Below are 19,831 nucleotides of genomic sequence, written 5' to 3' on the forward strand. Positions count from 1 at the left end.
AAAAATATAAAAAATCGTCTTGCCAAAATCATCCTAACTTTTTTTCTCTAAGCTCTGCCACTTAGTTTTTAAATCATCTCTATTTATCGCTTCTAAAAGATAATTAGTAAATTCACCGGCAGTTGCACCATTATCACGACCGGTAATTTTAATTTTTTGTTCAAAGTTTCCGCAAATATCCAAAGCCATACTTACCTTCTCAGCCTGATCCTTAAAACCAATATGGTTTAAAAGCATTGAACTTGCCCGAATCATTGATGATGGATCAGCATACTTAGCCCGTCCCTCCTTAACCATTCGAGGAGCACTCCCATGGATAGCCTCAAACATTGCCCAAAATTTACCGATATTAGCACTACCGGCAGTCCCTACTCCGCCTTGAAGTTGAGCAGCTTCATCAGTTAAAATATCACCGTAAAGATTAGGTAATACCATAACTTGAAAGTCGCTGCGACGGGCCGGATCAAGTAGTTTAGCAGTCATAATATCAATATACCACTCATCAGAGCTTATGCCTTCGGCTTCATACTCTTTAGCAATAGCTTTAGCTACTTTTGAAAATCTACCATCAGTAGTTTTAACTACATTTGATTTTGTAACTACAGTTACCCGTTTTAAATTATTTTTCCGGGCATATTCAAAAGCCATACGGATAATTCGCTCAGCCCCTTGTTCAGTAATAACCTTAAAATCAATACTTAGATCATCACCGACATTTACCCCGCTAGAACCTAGAATATAGGCGCCTTCAGTATTCTCACGAAAAAAAATCCAATCAATACCTTGGGCCGGGACTTTAACCGGCCGAACATTAGCAAAAAGATCCAACTCCCGACGCATAGCAACATTAGCACTTTCAATATTCGGCCAAGAATCTCCGGCTTGCGGCGTGGTAGTCGGACCTTTTAAAATAACATGGCATTTTTTTATTTCCTTTAAAACGTCATCGGGAATTGCCTTCTTATGTTTTGCCCGGTTTTCAATAGTTAAACCTTCAATAGTTTTAAAAGCGACTTTTCCTTGCTCAAGCTCTTTAGCCAACATGGCCTCTAAAACCTTACGGGCATGTTTTGAAATTTCCAGGCCAATTCCATCTCCGGCACAAATACCGATAATTATCGGTTTCAAAGTTGCATAATCAATCCAATCTTTAGCCTGTTTCATTTCCTTAATCCGCAAAAGTTGTTCTCTAATCAATTGGTCAAATTTATTCTTTGCTTCCTCTATTAATTTAGACTCTTTAAACATCGCTTGCTCCTCGTTTATTACACTTTATCAAAAAAATTGAAAACCGGCTGAAATTTATTCATTCAAAAAATAAGTTGTGCCAAATAGCAAAATTAAGCAAAGCCCAAATTTTAAAAGTATTATTTCCGGCTCCGGAAAAATGTCGCTTTAGCAAACTTTGAACATATTCCACGTTAAAGTAACCCATTTTTTTCAGATTCGCCTCAGAAAGATAATCAGTAACCATAGGCTTAGCTTCCTTTTTCATCCATGGACCCACTGGCACACTGAGCCCTTTTTTAGCATTAAATATAATTTTAGCAGGAAGTTTACCTTTCATAGCTTTTTTTAGGCAATATTTCGATTCCAACCTCCTGACTTTTAAATTAAACGGCATCGCCATTATAAAATCTATCAAAGAATTATCTAGAAACGGTGATCTTATTTTTAATCCGGTAGCTCTACTTGCACAATCAAACATCGGCTGCAGAAAGTTTGGAGAAAGTATGTTAAAATCAGCAGCTATAATCTTATTGAAATCACTTATACCTTTTATACCGCTTAATTGTTTTTTATAGGCATCAAAAGAATCATGCGAAGCAACCCCTCGTAAATCATTGCTATAAAGCTTCTGCTTTTCCTGCTCGCTGAAACTCAAACGCCAAAAATAATGGGCTCGGGCAACATCATTATAACGAGTTCCAGTCATAAGGTGCCGGATTTTAAAACTTAGGCTAACCGGCCAATTAGAAATCGAAAATTTATCGGCAATCGTTGCGATACCTCTTTTTAATCCTTTGGGAACTAACCGACTGTAATGAAAATTTGCTATATCTGCCAAGTAAGTATTAAACCCGCCTAGCGTTTCATCCGAGCCAGATCCGCTAAAAGCCACTTCTAAATCGGTATTATTTTTGATATAGTCAGAAACCAAATAAGTTCCCAGTATGGCCGGATTAGCGGCTAGACTGTCCCGATGCCAAATAATCTTTGGCAGCAATTTACATGCTTCTGGTCCAACATCTACCCTAGTAGCATCAATGTTTAAACTATCCGAAGCATCTAAAACAGTCTTAGCAGTGTTATACTTTTTAACCCTGAATGCTGCATAAAAAGCTCTTGGCTTAACTTTTCCAAAGCTATCAGTCAAATATGCTAAGCTGCTAGAATCTACCCCTCCACTGAAAAGAAGGCCGATGGATTTTTCCTGATCCAACTGACGTACCGCTGATTCTTTCAACTTTTCATAGAACGAATCAAAATAATAAGAGTCAGATTTTGCCTCTTGTTTAACTTCTGAAGGCTTCCAATACTCTCTTAAGCTAACTTTTTTTCCCGAACACAACAATAAATGCCCCGGAGGAAGTGTATTTACGTCTTTGACTAATGTCTTAGGATCAGGAACATAGTTGTAAGAAAAAAAATCATGTAATCCGGAATAATCTAAATGCTTATTGAAATTAGGATCGGCTAATATGGCCTTAATCTCTGAGCCAAAACTAATTCCTCCAGATTGAATAGTATAAAATAAAGGTTTATTGCCGAACCTGTCCCTGGCCAGCAATAATGCTTTTGCTCTTTTATCCCAGATTGCCAAAGCAAATATTCCATTTAAATACTTTATGCAATCAGCTCCGTATTCTTCGTAAAGATGGATTATAACTTCTGCCCGGTGAGCTGTTTTTAAGATATGGCCTTTCTGTTCTAGATCCTGCCTTAATTCATTAAAGTTATAGAGCTCCCCTTCATAGACTAGTAGGAGATCTTTTTCTTTAGAAGTTAACCCTTTAGCTTTTTCTAAATCAGCTGTATTTTGAATCCCAGTGCATACGCAACCAGAACATCTAGTTTCTTTTTTGCTGCCACAACAATTCGTTATGAGGCCTAATCCGATATTATCATCAATAAATACATCTCGCTTGCTGGGACGATGTTTTAAAGTATCGGCCATCTTGATGATCACACTTTGACTCACCTGCCGATCAGAATTAAACTCAAATTTTCCGCATATTCCACACATTATCTCTACCTGTTTATCTGCAAGTATCGATCACGACTGTTGTTTTGATTAAGCTACGGTTTACTTGAAACGTTTTTTCTTCTTTGTGTTTTTAGCTCTTTCGACTAGCGGTTTTTTACCTGATTTTGTTTTTTTAAAAGCATCGAGGATTTTTTCGGCTTCCTTAAAGGATACCGTAATAAATGAAAACTTATCAAAAACACTGACATCATTTATTTTTCTCTGGTCGATTCGCGAAACCTGCTGAATCAGTTCAACTATTTTGCGGGCAGTCATTTTATCAATCTTACCCTTAGCTACAAAAAGTCGAGTTGTTCCCTTTTTGTCAACATAGGGTTCTCGAATCATCGAATATTTAGCTTCATCCAGCTCTTCGCCAAAGGAATACTCAATTAAAGCTGAGATTACACTTTCCGGATCATTTTCAGCTAAGATATCTTTAGCAAAAGATTTATGCTTTTGTGCATTCTCGGTATCAATTAAATCATCAAGACTTTTTTTAATCCGTACCTTCTTTGAGCTAATAACTTCTTCAACCCCAGGAATCTCTTTCCGACGAATATCAGTCTTAGTAAGTCTTTTGATAAATGTTAACTTTCGGTATTCATCAGAGGTAACAAATGTGATCGCCGTACCAGTTCTGCCAGCTCTACCGGTTCTACCGATTCGATGCACATAGCTATGTGGGTCTTGAGGAAGTGCAAAATTTATAACGTGAGTTAAATCATTCACATCGATTCCTCTGGCGGCAACATCGGTAGCGACCAAAATAGTAGAACGCTTTTGCTTGAACTTATCAAGAATTCGTTCACGTTGGTTTTGAGAAATATCTCCATGAAGGCCATCTGAATCGTAACCACGGAAGCTAAGTTTTCGTGCTAATTCATCAACATCAATTTTAGTTCTACAAAAGATTAAACCATAAAATTCATTTTCGCTATCAATAATTCTACATAATGCCTCAAATTTGTCGGCTCGATTCACTTCGAAATATATCTGATCAGTTAAACTTACCGTTAATTGATCTTGAGAAGCTCTAACCAGTTTATAACTTTTCATGTATTTCTTAGCAAGTTCGAGTATCGGCCTTGGCATGGTGGCCGAAAAAAGTAAAACCCGTTTTTCTTTACTCGCATAAGAAAGTATCTCCTCAACATCATCAATGAAACCCATATTAAGCATTTCATCAGCTTCATCGAGAATAAAATAGTTCACCTCGGAGAGATCTAAGGTTTTTCTTAATAAATGGTCTTTTACCCTTCCCGGGGTGCCAACTACAATGTCTACACCTTTGCGCAATCTGCGTAATTGCTGGTCTATAGACTGACCGCCGTAAATTGCGGCAATATCTAGACTCTTATTGCCTCTTAAAGAATTTATTTCTTCAGCAACTTGCACTGCTAGCTCTCTAGTCGGGGTTAAGATGATAGCTTGGGGGGATCTTGTTCTATTGGTAATTTTTTCAATTAAAGGCAGGCCAAAAGCAGCAGTTTTACCGGTTCCGGTTTGGGCTTGGCCAACAATATCGCAGCTATCCTTTAAAAACAAAGGAATAATTTCCTTTTGTATTTGGGTTGGTTCTTCAAAGCCTTTTCTTTTTAAGGCTGCTAAAGTGCTATCGGCTAAACCTAATTCTTTAAATTTCTCTAACATGGCGGTTATTATAGCAGATTATCCAATATTATAAAGGGTTTGTTTTAGGCGACGATATTGACTTGGGGAACGTAAATTGCTCCTACAAGCCCAATTCAAACTAGATTCCAATCAACCTTTTTATAAACATACTCAAAAACTACCCTGCGACAGGCTAATAGGAAAAAACAGAATTAAAAAAATAGCTTTTATTTTACAATTCTTGTCAACTTTTTTAACCTACCCTACGTCTTATATATGTAAAGATTGAAATATCAAGCCTAAAAAAGGAGGTAGCCATGAAAAACCTAGTTGTTCTGATTCTCATTACTATGATGTCCCTAACCGGTACGGTTAAAGTTTTTGCTAGCGACTGGGATGTTGCTGGTAAAGTACTAACCGGTATTGCCGGATTAAGAGTTATTACCGGCGGCAAAGTAGATTTAATTGGTGGTATAACTGGTATAAACAAAAACCGCTATGTTTCCAGTAAAAAATATCGTAATCAAAGTAAAAACCATGAATACTGTCAACAAGAATGGGTTCCCTACTACAGTTGGGAACGAGAATGGATTCCGACCCATAGTGAATACAGCAAGAAAAAAGGTGAGATTATTGTCGAAGGCCACTACATTAAATATAAAGTCACCAACAATGGTCATTGGCAAACAAATCACAGATGCAGATAGATCCCTTTTCAACTAAACCAATAAGTCTGATTTAACATCTAGGTAAGACTCATAAGCTATTACCACAAACCCAGCCGGTAGAAAATGCTGCTTGCATATTATATCCACCGGTTCCAGCGTCAATATCAATCATCTCGCCGGCAAAATAAAGTCCGGAGATGAGTTTTGACTCCATTGTCTTAGGATTAATTTCTTTTGTGTTAACGCCGCCCCTGGTAACAACGCCATCTTTAAGTGGCATCACTCCGGTTACAGTTAACCGTAAATCAGATAACCCCTTGACCATCCTCTTTCTCTCCTCAGCTGTAATTTGACTTGCTGTTTTGCCTGCATCAAGGCAACAATATTGGAAAAATCCATCTATTACCTTATTTGGCAAAAGGTTTTTGAATATATTTTTTATAGTCTTTTTGGGGCTAGTGCTGAACTCACTCAAAAACATTGCATCTAACTTTTTATTATCCAGGGTCGGTTTAAAATTAATTCCTAGAGTTACTTTATCTGCGGACCTTAAAGCATCATAGATATCGGCGCTAAGATCAAGAACAATTGGACCGGATATCCCAAAATGAGTAAAAAGCATCTCACCAAAACGATGGCTCATCTCTTTTTTGCCCGAAAAAAGGGTCAAGCGTACATTTTTAAATGCTATCCCCTGCCAAGCTCTGATAAATTTTTCTTTAATCCTCACCGGGACTAAGGCCGGCTTTAAAACTATGATTTCATGACCAAGCTCCTCTGCCATTCTATATCCATCGCCACTTGAGCCGGTCAAAGGATAGGAAAGACCCCCGGTTGCAATCACCACTTTCCTGGCACTAAAAGAGTTATTAGAATTAGTTAAAACTCCCCTAACTGATCCATCTCTAAGCAAAACTTTTTTTACCCGCTGATTAAAAATAATTTTAATATTTCTATTTTTTAACCTTGTTTTTAAAGCGCCTAGAACATCTCCGGCTTGATCAGTTTTGGGAAATATTCTTCCGTCATTCTCCACCTTAAGTTTAAGATTGGAATTTTCAAAAAATGATACTAGTTCAGTGTTAAAGAATTTTGCAAAAGCATTTCTTAAAAAGTTACCGGAAGCAGAAAACTTATCTAAAAATTCTCTAATCTCACAGGAATTAGTCAGATTGCACCTACTATTTCCTGAAATAAGCAGTTTCTTGCCTGGAGAACTATTTCGTTCAATCAATAAAACTTTTCTTTTTCTTTGGGCCGCGCCGATTGCTGCCATCATCCCCGAAGGACCGGCCCCGACTATAATTACATCAAATTCTTCCATAAAAAATACTCCGAGGCATTATACTTTCTTAAACACCTCTAGTCAAAAGCAAAACGGTCTGACCCATAAGCCCAGCGCTCGACTGAAGCACTTCATAAAACCACTTATTACTATTTTAAAAAAAATCGTAAATTTAGGTAAGCATTGCCAGCAGTTGGGAGAGCTTTATCGTAGCTACACCGATCACCGAATCAGCTCCTCCATAATAATTATAAATAGTGTTGCCACGACAAATATGGCCGCAAGGAAAAACAACATTGGGAATTTGACCTTCTTTTTCGTATTTTTTTTCCGGGTTAAATATTGCTTCGCTGGTACGCGAAAGAACAACCAGAGGGTTTTTAAGATCAAGTAAAGCCGCCCCTAAACTATAATGACAATCTTCAGAAACTCCGTGATAAAATAAAATCCATCCAGCCTTGGTTTTTATCGGTGGCCCGGCTAAGCCAATTTTTTTACTGTCCCACATTCCATAACGCGGACCCATGAGCCAAAGACCTTTAGCAACCTCCTGTGGTGCTTTTTCCAAAGAATTCACAAAATCCACACAGATCTGACTATTGATCCGATGAACTATCAAGTATTGACCATTAATCTTTTCAGGAAAAATGCAGGCATCTTTATCATCAATCCCCAAAGGAGTAATCAAAACTGGTTTCGTCCAATTCCATTTATGGTTGAGAAAATCTTTCACGCTGATCGAAGAAAGCCCTACCCGCGGTGGCTCAACTCCGTTATAGGCGGTATAGCACATATATAAAGTATTACCTATTCTAACAATTCGCGGATCTTCACAGCCAGAGTTACCATTAGGAACTTTCTTTATCTCACAATCTAAACGCGGCAGGTAAATCGGTTCAGACAACCTCTGAGTAATTGTTAAACCATCCGAACTCATCGCATAACCCAAGGTTGAAGTATTATCTTCAGACATTGCCCGGTAAACAATATGAATTTTACCATCAAGCTCAATTGCTGCCGGGTTAAAAGTTGCCTTGCTTTCCCAAGGATGTCCGCTAATCGGAGCAATTATCGGATTCTTCTTATGCCGAACAACGTAGCCAGATTTTGACTTCGGATGAATACTATTAATTAAATCTTTCAGCCTGACCTTAGCCAAGCAAGAAGTAGTATCGGCGGCGCCGTAAAAAATCCAAAGATCTCCATCGCGAATTAAAGCTCCCGAAGGAAAAATAACATTGTTAATCTGCCCATACTTCTCGTAACTTTCTTCCGGAACCAACATCGGATGCCGAGTGCGCCCGATGATCTTTCTAGGATTTTTTGAATCAAGCAGCAAAGCTTCAATACCAAAGATCTTATTGGTATCACGATAGTTCTGAATATGCGAATAAATCAACAGCCAACCTTCCTTAATCTTTAAAGGTGCAGCTCCAATTTCAATATGATCCGTAGCCACTCGACGCACATGAACAATATGTTTATTGAGATTTTTATACCAATCAGCCCAATACAACGAATTCCAAATATCAGCCTCCCGGTCAAACTGGGCTAAAGCAATTCGAGCCGTACGGTTTAGGTTATCAGTATTTACCGTAAGCAGAACTGTCATCTTACCATTAATTTTTGAAGAAAAAAGAGCCATAGCTTTGGCATTAAACGGTGTAACCAAGTGCTTTTCTTCAATCTTCTTAAAATCCCTGGTTATCGCGCAAGCTACTCTGATACCGTCAAAACGAAATGGGTAGACTGACAACGCAGTGTAAAAAATATAATATTTACCATTCAGTTGTGTAACTCTTGGGTCTTCACAGCCATACCTCTCCCAATCCAACTCAGGCCTTATCAGCTGGGACCGATCGCTATAGTGAATACCGTCTTTACTGACAGCGTGTCCAATCGAGGAAATACGTAAACCATTATTCGGTATTAAGTCCGGCTCAGACATTGCCCGGTAAACACAATGAATTGTTTCTTTATCGGTTTTACTAACCACCGGAGACCAGTTGAAAGCAGCAAAAGTCTCCCAGAAATGCTGTTGGGTAGGAACTAAGACTGGGTTATGTGTTGAACGTCTAACAACGAACATATTTAATTTTTATCCTCTTTTGACCTCACTGTCAAGAGTAAACTACTTTTCTTAGTTGATAACTGACGGCTTTATCTTTTTTAACGCTTTTAATAAGCTGATCAAGCTGAGCAGTAGCACAGCACACCACCCGGTCTCCGCCGCCATAATAAACAAAAAGTTCATCGCCCAAAACTACGGCCCCGCAAGGATAAACTACTCCCGGTTTTCCTTCATTCTCGTAATGCTCATCGGGCTCAAGTATCGGGTTAGAAGTACGAAAAAGAACCTTTGAGGGATCTTTTAAATCCAAAATCATGGCTCCAATCTTATAGCGAGTATCGTCCCGATCATCAACAGCATGGTAGATAACTAACCAACCCTGGCTGGTCTTAATCGGGGTTGCTCCTACGCTAAGCTTTCGACTATCCCACATGCCCGGTCGAGTAGTGATTTTACCCTTAGTCTCAAGCCAACTACCATCGTCAAACTTAAGATCATCACGGTAGTCAATCAGAATATGTGGAAAGATTCTGTGAAAAATAACATACTTGCCTTTAACTTTTTCTGGCAGAATACAACCACTTTTATCAACAACTCCCGGAGGCGAAATTAATTTCGGTTTTTCCCAATTCCATTGCTGGTTAAGAAAATCTTCCCGCTCAATCGTACTTAAAGCAATCCGTGGATGAGAATAACCGTTGTAAGCAACGTAGGTAAGGTAAACCTTATTATCGATAGCGGTAAGCTTGGGGTCTTCGCAACCACCCCAACCGCAACCGGACTTATAAAGATCAATACGTTGAGCCGGTTTCGTATGAACTCCTTCGAAATCTTCACGCGGAACATAAGAGAGGTCTATTGAATCTGGTTCAATGCTAAAACCGTCTTTGCTTGCAGCATAACCAAAAGAAGATAAACCGCCCTTACTGACTGCCCGATAAAGAATATGAACTTTTCCGTCATCATACAAAGCTGCTGGATTAAAAGTAGCCTCAGCTTCCCAATCATTTGCCGTGTTAGGAACAATGATCGGATTATTATGAAACCGCTTTAGATTAGCAAAAACTTTTTTGGCCCGAACCGAAGGAAAAGGTTGATGAATCGTAAGTATGCTAATCTCACCGGTTTTTGAAACAAAATAAACTAAAATTTCTTCTTTATGAAAAACTGCTCCCAAAGGATTTAATTCCTGACTTCCAATATCCCGTAAATCATCCCAAAGCGGAACTTCTGAGCGCCAAATTAAATTATTCGGATCAGAAAGAGAAAATAAAGCTCCTCCGATCTGCAAAGTTTGGCGACCGTTTTGTTTATAAGATGAATCATAAATTACCAACAGCCCACTAGGAGTCAGAGCTGCTGCCAAAACACTTAACGGAGCTTGATCAAAACAGCTACTCCTTGGAGCAAGACAAGCGACATCAGAAATTTTCCATTTTTTTAAATCCGAAGAAAACGCAGTCTTGATTGACCCTTGGCCAAAATAAATACCATACTTACCATTAAGCTTGTAATTAGAAACTAAAACGCCCCTCTCCTGAACTTTTGATATTTTACCGCTGATCTTAAAACGCTTTAAATCCTTGGAAGTTGCACCAATCAAGCAATCCGTGGTTTTACCTTTCTGAAGGAAAGTCATAAAATAACCTTTGTCCGATAGCGAAACTGCCAAGTACTGGTAAGATTCTATTTTTGCCTTTTGACCAAAGGCGGCAGCTATCTCAACCTTAGTTTTCGCCTGTGTAAAACGCCGACCGGTTTTTCCCTTAGCAAGATAAAGTTCGGGTTTACCGAGATCAGTTGATTTAAACAAAAGCCCCACCGAATCTTTATCAAACATTACCCCAACTGGAAAAATTGATTTTTGACCCTGGTTTTTTTTGGTTATTTTCTTCTTAATCATTGGATACCTCTTTTTAATAAACTAGCCAGTCCGGTTATACTTATCCTCCAACCTCACGATATCGTTTTCGTCAAAATCGCCAAAAGAAATCTCTAAAACTTTTATTGATAAATTATCTGCCTGAATTCGATGATTTTGACCCCGAGCGATGAAGAATTCATCGCCCTCCCGGGCATTAAAAACATTATCTCCAACAACAATCGTAGCCTCTCCGGAAATAACTTTCCAAAATTCCGAACGTTGACGATGATATTGAAGGCTTAAGGCTTGATGAGGATTAACCGTAAGAATTTTAACTGTGCTGGATTGATCATGGGTAAACTGTTCAAATTCCCCCCACGGTTTGGTTTCGGTATGCTTTTTTTCTATGCCCTTCGACATACATACACCCCTGCAAGCAGGCACAATAATCCTGCCGACACAACTTTAGTTGCATAACTGCTAACTAATTTTACTTTTTTAACTTGAGACGGGTTGGTAAACTTAACTGTTTTACTGAAGCAGTATTATACTCAAAACGCCACCCTTGTCAACTAAAATAATTGTAAAAAATTCTCTAATTTGGTTCCTTTTTCCAAATCTAATCCGGATTATTTTTTCTACTTTCCAAACATTTCAACGGGGTAAATTGTCGGCATTTCGAAATAAAAAACTTCCTTTACAGTAAAATGTTTACCAAAAAAATATTTTGATCTGATGATTTATAAATCTTAATGATTAGAGTTTTCTTAAAACAATTCTGGCGGTATTAATCGATAAAACTCCGGCCGCCAAGTTAGCTATACATAAACCGACGAATAATCCGGCTAATCCGGCCAAGTAACCGCCAACCAAAGCTAAAGGAATATACAAAACAAGCATTCGAATCAAATTAATTACGATAGCCACCAAAGGTTTATTAATGGCGTTAAAGGTCGAAGTTACCAAAAAAGAAGTCCCCCTTAAACCATAGCTTATCGGAATAATCCACAGGTACCATCTAATATATTTAGCAACCTCTAAATCTTTACCGAAAAGATTTCCTAAGGGTGCGGCCAAAGCCAATAAGAATAAAAAACAACCTAAGCCCCATAAAAGAGAAAAATTATTGGCCTTTTTTAAAGCTAGCTTTACTCGACTGAAATTATTTGCCCCCCAATTTTGGCCGATAAAAGGAATTAAAGCAGTTGCCAAGGCCATTACAACCATAAAAGCAAACATCTCGATCTTTAAGGTAACACCAAGAGCAGCAACTGCGCTTGGTCCAAAACCAGCGACTAAACGCATAATTACTGCCATAGACAAAGGCATAATCACACGGGATACTGCCGAAGGAACGCCGATATAAAAAAAATCTTTTGCCGAATTAACCAGCCCTTTAAGTGGTGGCAAAGTAAAATCAATTATTTTCTCTTTAAAACGCAAAATTAGTAACGAAAAAACCATCGCAAAGGCCCGGGCAATAACTGTAGCAATAGCTGCTCCCTTCAACTCCCAACGAGGGAATCCTCCCAAGCCAAAAATCATTAAAGGATCCAAAATAATATTAATCACCGTTGAAATGATCATGATTAAACTAGGGAAAAAGGTATCACCGCAGGCTCTGATAGCATTATTCCCCACCATCGGAATAACCACAAAAGCCGCACCCAAATACCAAACATACATATATTGTTTAACCAAAACTAAAATTCTCCCTTTGGCCCCTAATAAACCAAACAACCAATTCATCGAGAATAAACCTAAAACAGAAAAAATAACAACAATGAAAAGTGAAATAAGCAGGCTATCGGTAGTGAGCCGCTTTACCCGATGTAAATCCCCTCTACCGATAGCCCGAGAAACTATCGAAGAAGTTGCCACACCAAAACCTAAAGACAAACTTAAAATAAGCATAACTACCGGGAAGGTAAATCCCATTGCTGCCAGCTCTTCGGTACCCAACCGGGAAACAAAAAAGCTATCAACCAGATTAAATAACACCATCGAAAGCATACCAAAAACCATTGGGATGGTAAGTGAGGTTAGCTTTTTAACTACTGAGCCTTGAGTAAGATGATTTTTTTGATTAGCCATAATAGGGCCTATTATATCACAGCCAGTCTCTTTTAAAAAAACCCTGACAAAAAGTCAGGGCCTAATTAATAAGAAAAATACTGACTCAAAATTTAGATGACCTTCAAAGAAGGTAAAAATACATATAGCTCCTTAATTAAAAATCAACCGACTGATCTTTTTCCAATGCCTCGAAACATAATTAGTTGTATAAGTACTGCCAGTATTGGTCCATAAGTATTTATTATTAAACATATACTGGGGGTGATAATCTGTAGCTAGGGCTGCTAAGGGATAAGCTTTTAAGTTTTTTATCTTGGCCTTTTCAGTGGCCTCAAGAAGAAATACTCCATCGCTATGAAAAATAACCACCCAGGCGTGCATCGCTGTCCCATACCTTCCTAAAACCACTCTGGCATCCAGACCCATCTCAATAAGCCAATCAGCTAAGAACAAAGAGTGGTCTTCGCAATCACCAATCCCGGTTTCAAAAACTTCTTTTGAAGTCAGCCAAAGGTCGGATAATCCTGTAAATTGGGTCTGATCAGACTGATACTTTAATCTCATCGTAGTAATATAATGAGGAACCCAATAATCTTCAACCTCAAAAGGTTTCCAACCGATAATAAAGCTATTTACAAAGTGATGCCGATGGTCACTACCTAAGGCAGATAATGCAGCTATGTCTTTATTTTCTCCCAATAACCAGCTACGAGGTAATGAAACATCTGACAAAGACATACCCGAGAAGTATCTTTGGATACTTTCCTCATCAAGGCGAGTATTAGTATTATCAATTAATTCAACGTAAGAAGTCTTTAGGAAAGGCTTACTAACATCAAAAAGGGAATTCTCCAATGCCTTATTTATTTTATTAGAGTAAAATTCAGATTCCTCCTTAACCTTAACAACATAAGGCTCCGGACTAAAAAACCTCATTAGCAAAGAGCTAGTAACCAAAAATAGTATTGCAACGATAAATGGCTTCGCCGAAGATTTCACTTTAAATCTTTAAGCCAAACGAAATAATTAACGCTACAAAAATAAGGGCTGTAGAAGCAAATATAGCTACTGAGATATTGTTTTTCTTAAGCTCTTCTTGAATCTCAAGCTTAGTTAAAAGATACTTATCTATTATCTTTAAAGCAACAATGCCGATAGTAAAGGCAACCAAGGTATTAAATATACTTACTCCTAAATTAAAAAATACTGCCCTCAAAAAACTAAAATTCATATCCTACCTCCCTTTTGTAACGACTTATCCCTGTTCAAAAATCGCAAAAACAAGTAAACATAAAAACTAGCTATCCGATTTAGGTCTATTCAAACTACATTATACCAATAATTATCCTTCACTCAATGGTTAGAATTTCCAAAATTTATTACAAAGATATAAAATTAGTTAACCACGATTCCTTTCTCTCCTAATAATTCTTTAGCCGAGTCCCTATAACAAGTGTCATCATTAGCGCCCATTGCGACTGCTTTCTTGTAAGTTGCCTCAGCTAAATATAATTTGCCCATTCTTGTATAGGTCCAAGATAATTCATAAAGAGTTGTCGACCTCGGATAAAGTTTTAACGAATATAAATAATCTTTTTCTGCTTTTTCGTATTCTCCATCTCGATAGTGAAAACCGGCATTAATTTCCCATGCTCTCCAGGAATTAGGATACAAAAATAACGCTTTCTTTATGATTTTCTTCCCTTCCTCAGGATGAACCTGCAATTGTTCGCAAAAACGCGCAACGATAAGCATCGGTTCGAGTTCATTATCTGCCACCTCTACGGATCTTGCATAAGCTTGGAAAGCTTCTTCATTGTTATTGTTATAACGATGAATTAAAGCGATATTATGATAAGGCATCCAATTTGTGGGATTATGCAATATCTCTAACTCAAACTCCTTTTGTGCGACTTGGTAGTTTTTATCAATTTCCATATAGACGCTGCCGATACTATTATGAACATTCAATAAGCGGGTATTAATTTTTTCAGCTTGCAAATAATAATCTAAGGCTTTTGACAAATCTTTTTCTGCTAAGAATGTATCACCTATCAAATTCAGTACCTCGGCGTCTCTCTTGTCAATTTCCAACATTTTTAAAGCACTACTCCTTGCCATACTATAATCATTTTCAGCCATAAAAAGATCATAGGCTTTAATTAGAAACTTTTTATCATAGCTTTTAGTTGCAGTTTTGGTTTCTAAGTCATAAATCAGTGGTTGCACCCAATCTTTATTGCTGGAAAAATCCGGTAAAGGCACATAATAAGGTTTAAGGAGTATCGGCTTAAGAATAATATCATTACAAGACTTAAAGGAAAGGCCAATCGGACTGATGCCGATTTGAGCAAAAGAATTAATACTAATAAAAGTAAAAATGAGCAACAAATTAAAAAATTTCCGCACAGCTTCTTCTCCTTTTATAGTCTCACTTTATCAAAAAATCCATTAGTGTCAATATTTCGAAAAAATCTGATCAAAAATAGCAGACCAACAGGTTTGTAAATAAAGACGAGCTTCCCGGCGAGGACTGATTTTGCAACTTTTTGATATTTAATACTATCAAATACTGGATATAATTTTTGCACCAATCGGGTAAGTTATTCAAACTTAATCTCATCTAAATAGAATACAATTCCATCTGGGTTAGCATCTGGAGTTGCTATCCAGCAAAATCCACCAATTATATATGACATATCTTTATCTTTTAAATCAATTGTATATTGTGTCCATTCCTTATTCAAAACTAAGGGACCGGTACTAACTCTATCTGAATCGGAAAACTCATTCATGATGCCACCAACCTTAAATTCCTCAATATTCTCTCCTCCCTTTGCGCCTCTGGCCCAAAAGGTAAGTTTAGCGGCTTTTGACAGGTTATATCCAGCATCAACAGTGCCCCAGTTGTTCGCTGGAGCTTGCCAATATATACCTGCCCAACGTGCGTATTGAAAACCACAAGCGCAATAATTAATTTCAATACAAGTCTCCCCTGAATAAGGGTTTTCTTTACTGAGGTAAGAATATTTTATATCACCATAATCTCCCATCAATCCATAAGGAAAAAAATGGTTCTTGGCTGAGCCTCTGTCTGAATAAACATAAAAAGGCATGTCTTGGGCCTTGCCCACTGTTCCTGCCTCCATGGGACCGGTATAAGGAGGCGGCACAATAGGAGTTTTAGTATATAATCCCTCGGGACACAAGAAGTGTGCTTCAGTGGTTTTAACCCCGTCAATAGTTTCAATTTCATCAAAATAGTAAGTTATCGGTACACCTTCTATATCTACGACGATACTTTTGTCGGTTTTTCTCAGGTATTTTCCTTCTACTGATTTTCCTGATTTAAGGACTAGAACTTCAGAAAAAGCTGGGATTGCTAACGATAAACAGATCAATAAAGCTAGAGTTACTATGTATTTTTTATCCATAAATGTTTATTTTGACACGAATTATAAAGCCCTCTAAAAATATATTATCACAAAAGGCCAGAAAGACAAGGCTCACCCAATTGGACGAGTTTCACACTTTTTTAGCCTCGGAAAAAATATAAAAGGACCAAAAAGGATACTTTCTGATGTTTAGAGGTAATCAATAAAAAATCAAGGAGCATTAGAAAGATGGTCTACCCTCTTTTTTACTGATCAGAAAAACTATGAACATTTTCATCGATAATAATATCACTTAAACTGAGCGGTTTATCCAAGGTTATTCCTTCTAAGCTCCGACAACGGCTTAAGGCAACATAAAGTTGTCCCGGGCTAAATGCACCATGGCCTATATCGATAATTACTTTTTCAAAAGTTTGACCCTGACTTTTATGAATTGTAATCGCCCAGGCTAGTTTTAGGGGATATTGTCTAAATGATCCGTCTATTTCCTGTTTGATGCCTTGAGTAGAATCATCGAATATGTACCGTATTTTTTCCCAGGTAAATTTTTCTAAAACATACACTCTACCTTCAATACTAACTCTAACCAAATCACCTGTAAGTTCTGCGATTTCGGCAAGAGTACCATTAACCCATCTTTTTTCTTTATCATTATTTAGCAATATTACCCGAGCCCCTTTTTTAAGGAACAATACCTCTTCAGTAGGATAGAGATTTGATTTATAATTTTCAGATACCTCGGCGGTGTATTGATATTGTTTTGAGTCAATTTCATCAAGAAAACTTTTGTTTATTTTTTCAGCATTTTTGTTAGTTGTAGTTAAAGTAATAGCTCCATTTTTAATATTGCCAGCATTTACTCTTTTATTTAAGCTATCAATATCCTTGAGGCTACACTTATTTAAACGTATTCTACCAAGAAGATCGACAAACTTCTTATCAGTTTGTCGATATATCCGGTCAAGCTGAATGCGATGTAATTCTATCTGGTTAATCACATTTGCATTAAAAAAATAAGAGTGGCTATAATATTGCTTAATCAAGGGCTCCAGGTTCCTCTCAACTACCGGCGGAAGTTGGAAAACATCTCCAAACATAATTATTCTTATTCCGCCAAAGGGAATATCTTTTTTTCGGTTTATTCTTAAAGAATGGTCTATTGCATCAAACATGTCAGCTCTGACCATTGAGGCCTCGTCGATTAGGAGAATGTCGAGGTTTTCGATTATTTTCTTTTTAGCACGGTATAATCTCTTAACCTGTTCTTTTTGAATAAACCCCAATGGAAAACTAAAAAAAGAATGAATGGTTTGCCCTTCGACATTTATTGCTGCGATTCCGGTAGGCGCCAAGGTAATAACATTTTTTTTAGTAATCTCCTTAAAGTAACGTAACAAAGTGGATTTTCCAGAACCGGCTTTCCCGGTAATGAATAGATGTTTGTCGGAATCCTCCATCAATTCTAATGGCTCTTTAAACTCTCCACAAAAATCAAACTTATCACTATTCATTTTATTCTACTAACAATGGCTAATTCCGGGTTAATCAAACAAGATAAGCTTCTACCTTAGCAAGAAGCTTATTTATATCGTTGGCAATATCTTCCGGAAGAACAGAAAGAGTCTCAATTTCACGCCTAACCCTTTTTAAATCAGAAATAAATCTCATAATCGCTACCCTACCAGAGCGGGTTCTTTCTTTTTCAGGATCTATATCCTCCCTTCTTTGTCTTATCATTTGGGTAAGATCTTTTTTAACCTCACCAAGATGTTTTCCTTTATCTAATAAATCAGATTTTACTTTTCGGTAATCATCGTCGCTTAAAGTTTTACGTGCCCGCTGTAAAGCATTAACTACATCGAAACTAGGCGTTACCTTATTCGGTTCATCTTCAGCACGAGAATCTTTTAAATACAATGGCTCTTCTTTTTCAAGGAACGCATATGAACGAATGAGCTTCATTGCGGTGTGTTTACGAACATGCACTTCTTTTTCAGTAAATTGGTCGAATTTCTCATATCCCCAATTACGGTATAACTTTTCTTCCCAAACAATATGTAAAACTTTTGCAAGACTTTTCCATGAATTTTTGAAATCCCGAGTTGCCCTTACTACTTGGGCTCTCACCTCATCAGCATCGATATCTTTACTTGGTAGATCAATTATCTGATTACTTTCTAGCTGATACACCTCTGGCTCCATAAGTTATTTCCTCCAATTTCCTTCTACCCTGCGTTTTCTTCTTTAAAAAAATACCCCAAGAGATCAATCGCCTTTATTTATGTTTTTTCGCTCTTTTGCTTTTGGATTTAAATCGCTCTGTTTCTTTTTCAATTATGCTCATCCAATCGCTGTTCTGATTAACCGGATTAACAACTGTCGAATAATCCCCTTTACTAACTTCAATAACTCCTATCTCTTTATCTAAAAATGTCTGAATTTCATCAAGCAATTCTAATTCTTCTTTACTGCAAAAAGAAATAGCAACACCCTTATTGATCCCTCTGCCGGTACGCCCAACCCGATGGACATAATTTTCTGTTTTTATCGGTAGGTCATAATTAATAACATATTTAATATCGACAACATTAATTCCTCGAGCACTAATGTCGGTAGCGATCAAAATATTGCACTCGCCTGCTTTAAATTTTTTCATTACATCGGTGCGTTTATCCTGTTCTTTATCTCCATGAATAGATAAAGAACTTATCCCCACTCTCTCCATTGCTTTGGCTACCCGCTGAGCACGGACTTTTGTCCGAACAAAAACAATAATTTTACTCGCTGGATTATCCTTAATAAAACTCTCCAAGAAAAACCGCTTATCCTCCATTTCGACAAACATCACATAATGAGTAACGTTCTTTGATACCGGATCTTTAGGTGAAATTTGGATACGTATTGCTGATCCCTTAACTTGAGAATAAGCTAATTTCTTAATCTTATCGCTTATGGTTGCTGAAAAGAAAAGAGTTTGATGGCGGCGCTTTAGCATTTTCTTAATATATTTGATATCTTCAATAAACCCTAATTCAAGCATATGATCAGCCTCATCAAGAACTAAAATTTCAATATGATCCAAATTAATATACTTCTGATTAATCAAATCAAACATTCGCCCGGGAGTTGCAATTAAAATGTCTATACCCTCCTGGAGTTTTTTAATTTGTTGATCCTGCTCAACCCCACCGCATAAAGCAAAAGTTTTGACTTTAGTGTGTTTGGACAACTGAATGAAAACTTCTCCGATCTGCAACGCTAGCTCACGAGTAGGCGCCATAATAATACATTTAATTCCTCTTGACCTCTTACTCCTTTTATCAGAATGAATCCTATTGATAATCGGAATAGCAAAGGCCGCTGTCTTACCAGTACCAGTTTGAGCAACAGCCAAAACGTCTTCTCCTTTAAGAATTGAAGGTATCGCCTTAAACTGAATATCTGTAGGCCGAACAAAGCCTAATCGAGCTAAGTTTCTTTTGATATCACTAGAAATATAATACTTTTCAAATTTCATAATGCCTATCTTACCATAAAAACAAAAATCTGCTATTGTTTAAGAAACGGTAATTTTTAGTAAATTTGACGAAGAAAACATTATTCTTTAAAAA

General features: G+C 37.4%; 16 protein-coding genes. 1 reads left to right on the forward strand and 15 read right to left on the reverse strand.

The genetic code is table 11. The features are described 5' to 3' along the window. Window positions 1-33: 33 nt before the first annotated feature. The 3 genes from K9L86_05260 to K9L86_05270 are packed head-to-tail and all read right to left on the reverse strand — an operon-like array spanning window position 34 to window position 4,900. On the reverse strand, window positions 34-1,248 hold the full coding sequence (locus K9L86_05260; protein ID MCF7908257.1) for an isocitrate/isopropylmalate dehydrogenase family protein: 1,215 nt from the start codon (window positions 1,246-1,248) through the stop codon (window positions 34-36). Window positions 1,249-1,306: 58 nt separating this feature from the next. Then, window positions 1,307-3,247, reverse strand: a complete 1,941-nt coding sequence (asnB, locus tag K9L86_05265; GenBank protein MCF7908258.1) for an asparagine synthase (glutamine-hydrolyzing) — start codon at window positions 3,245-3,247, stop codon at window positions 1,307-1,309. A 60-nt stretch (window positions 3,248-3,307) separates the two neighbouring features. Further along, entirely contained in the window at window positions 3,308-4,900 is a 1,593-nt protein-coding gene (locus tag K9L86_05270) for a DEAD/DEAH box helicase (GenBank protein ID MCF7908259.1), read from the reverse strand. Window positions 4,901-5,211: 311 nt separating this feature from the next. Here K9L86_05270 and K9L86_05275 point away from each other — a divergent pair, with 311 nt between their 5' ends. Further along, entirely contained in the window at window positions 5,212-5,568 is a 357-nt protein-coding gene (locus K9L86_05275) for a hypothetical protein (GenBank protein ID MCF7908260.1), read from the forward strand. Between the two features lie 49 nt (window positions 5,569-5,617). Here K9L86_05275 and K9L86_05280 read toward each other — a convergent pair whose 3' ends face one another. The 12 genes from K9L86_05280 to K9L86_05335 all read right to left on the reverse strand — a co-directional run bounded on the left by K9L86_05280 (window position 5,618) and on the right by K9L86_05335 (window position 19,737). Beyond that, entirely contained in the window at window positions 5,618-6,853 is a 1,236-nt protein-coding gene (locus K9L86_05280) for an NAD(P)/FAD-dependent oxidoreductase (GenBank protein ID MCF7908261.1), read from the reverse strand. Window positions 6,854-6,986: 133 nt separating this feature from the next. Further along, the gene (locus tag K9L86_05285; GenBank protein MCF7908262.1) at window positions 6,987-8,903 is read right to left on the reverse strand and encodes a hypothetical protein; all 1,917 of its coding nucleotides are present in this window, start codon (window positions 8,901-8,903) and stop codon (window positions 6,987-6,989) included. Window positions 8,904-8,934: 31 nt separating this feature from the next. After that, window positions 8,935-10,788, reverse strand: coding sequence for a hypothetical protein (locus K9L86_05290; GenBank protein ID MCF7908263.1), 1,854 nt, complete (start codon window positions 10,786-10,788; stop codon window positions 8,935-8,937). A 21-nt stretch (window positions 10,789-10,809) separates the two neighbouring features. Beyond that, window positions 10,810-11,169, reverse strand: a complete 360-nt coding sequence (locus K9L86_05295) for a phosphomannose isomerase type II C-terminal cupin domain (protein MCF7908264.1) — start codon at window positions 11,167-11,169, stop codon at window positions 10,810-10,812. A gap of 336 nt (window positions 11,170-11,505) precedes the next feature. Next, window positions 11,506-12,843 carry an MATE family efflux transporter gene (locus K9L86_05300; protein ID MCF7908265.1) on the reverse strand — a complete coding sequence of 446 codons (1,338 nt, stop codon included), beginning with the start codon at window positions 12,841-12,843 and terminating at the stop codon, window positions 11,506-11,508. Window positions 12,844-12,975: 132 nt separating this feature from the next. Next, window positions 12,976-13,761 carry a transglutaminase-like domain-containing protein gene (locus K9L86_05305; protein MCF7908266.1) on the reverse strand — a complete coding sequence of 262 codons (786 nt, stop codon included), beginning with the start codon at window positions 13,759-13,761 and terminating at the stop codon, window positions 12,976-12,978. 64 nt (window positions 13,762-13,825) lie between these two features. Further along, the gene (locus tag K9L86_05310; GenBank protein ID MCF7908267.1) at window positions 13,826-14,056 is read right to left on the reverse strand and encodes a DUF350 domain-containing protein; all 231 of its coding nucleotides are present in this window, start codon (window positions 14,054-14,056) and stop codon (window positions 13,826-13,828) included. A gap of 164 nt (window positions 14,057-14,220) precedes the next feature. Next, the gene (locus tag K9L86_05315) at window positions 14,221-15,234 is read right to left on the reverse strand and encodes a hypothetical protein (protein MCF7908268.1); all 1,014 of its coding nucleotides are present in this window, start codon (window positions 15,232-15,234) and stop codon (window positions 14,221-14,223) included. Window positions 15,235-15,428: 194 nt separating this feature from the next. After that, window positions 15,429-16,259, reverse strand: coding sequence for a hypothetical protein (locus K9L86_05320; protein ID MCF7908269.1), 831 nt, complete (start codon window positions 16,257-16,259; stop codon window positions 15,429-15,431). 206 nt (window positions 16,260-16,465) lie between these two features. After that, window positions 16,466-17,731 (reverse strand): AAA family ATPase, encoded by a 1,266-nt coding sequence (locus K9L86_05325; GenBank protein MCF7908270.1) that lies wholly within the window; start codon window positions 17,729-17,731, stop codon window positions 16,466-16,468. A gap of 34 nt (window positions 17,732-17,765) precedes the next feature. Further along, window positions 17,766-18,422, reverse strand: a complete 657-nt coding sequence (locus K9L86_05330; protein MCF7908271.1) for a hypothetical protein — start codon at window positions 18,420-18,422, stop codon at window positions 17,766-17,768. A 73-nt stretch (window positions 18,423-18,495) separates the two neighbouring features. Beyond that, window positions 18,496-19,737 carry a DEAD/DEAH box helicase gene (locus K9L86_05335; GenBank protein MCF7908272.1) on the reverse strand — a complete coding sequence of 414 codons (1,242 nt, stop codon included), beginning with the start codon at window positions 19,735-19,737 and terminating at the stop codon, window positions 18,496-18,498. Window positions 19,738-19,831: the final 94 nt, after the last annotated feature.

Source organism: Candidatus Omnitrophota bacterium (genome assembly GCA_021735655.1).
Taxonomy (GTDB): domain Bacteria; phylum Omnitrophota; class Gorgyraeia; order Duberdicusellales; family 4484-171; genus JAHKAJ01.

Excerpts from the sequence above, each read along its gene's own strand:
- K9L86_05260 (MCF7908257.1), bottom strand. The coding sequence starts at position 1,248 with ATGTTTAAAGAGTCTAAATTAATAGAGGAAGCAAAGAATAAATTTGAC.
- asnB (MCF7908258.1), bottom strand. The coding sequence starts at position 3,247 with ATGTGTGGAATATGCGGAAAATTTGAGTTTAATTCTGATCGGCAGGTG.
- K9L86_05270 (MCF7908259.1), bottom strand. The coding sequence starts at position 4,900 with ATGTTAGAGAAATTTAAAGAATTAGGTTTAGCCGATAGCACTTTAGCA.
- K9L86_05275 (MCF7908260.1), top strand. The coding sequence starts at position 5,212 with ATGATGTCCCTAACCGGTACGGTTAAAGTTTTTGCTAGCGACTGGGAT.
- K9L86_05280 (MCF7908261.1), bottom strand. The coding sequence starts at position 6,853 with ATGGAAGAATTTGATGTAATTATAGTCGGGGCCGGTCCTTCGGGGATG.
- K9L86_05285 (MCF7908262.1), bottom strand. The coding sequence starts at position 8,903 with ATGTTCGTTGTTAGACGTTCAACACATAACCCAGTCTTAGTTCCTACC.
- K9L86_05290 (MCF7908263.1), bottom strand. The coding sequence starts at position 10,788 with ATGATTAAGAAGAAAATAACCAAAAAAAACCAGGGTCAAAAATCAATT.
- K9L86_05295 (MCF7908264.1), bottom strand. The coding sequence starts at position 11,169 with ATGTCGAAGGGCATAGAAAAAAAGCATACCGAAACCAAACCGTGGGGG.
- K9L86_05300 (MCF7908265.1), bottom strand. The coding sequence starts at position 12,843 with ATGGCTAATCAAAAAAATCATCTTACTCAAGGCTCAGTAGTTAAAAAG.
- K9L86_05305 (MCF7908266.1), bottom strand. The coding sequence starts at position 13,761 with ATGAGGTTTTTTAGTCCGGAGCCTTATGTTGTTAAGGTTAAGGAGGAA.
- K9L86_05310 (MCF7908267.1), bottom strand. The coding sequence starts at position 14,056 with ATGAATTTTAGTTTTTTGAGGGCAGTATTTTTTAATTTAGGAGTAAGT.
- K9L86_05320 (MCF7908269.1), bottom strand. The coding sequence starts at position 16,259 with ATGGATAAAAAATACATAGTAACTCTAGCTTTATTGATCTGTTTATCG.
- K9L86_05325 (MCF7908270.1), bottom strand. The coding sequence starts at position 17,731 with ATGAATAGTGATAAGTTTGATTTTTGTGGAGAGTTTAAAGAGCCATTA.
- K9L86_05330 (MCF7908271.1), bottom strand. The coding sequence starts at position 18,422 with ATGGAGCCAGAGGTGTATCAGCTAGAAAGTAATCAGATAATTGATCTA.
- K9L86_05335 (MCF7908272.1), bottom strand. The coding sequence starts at position 19,737 with ATGAAATTTGAAAAGTATTATATTTCTAGTGATATCAAAAGAAACTTA.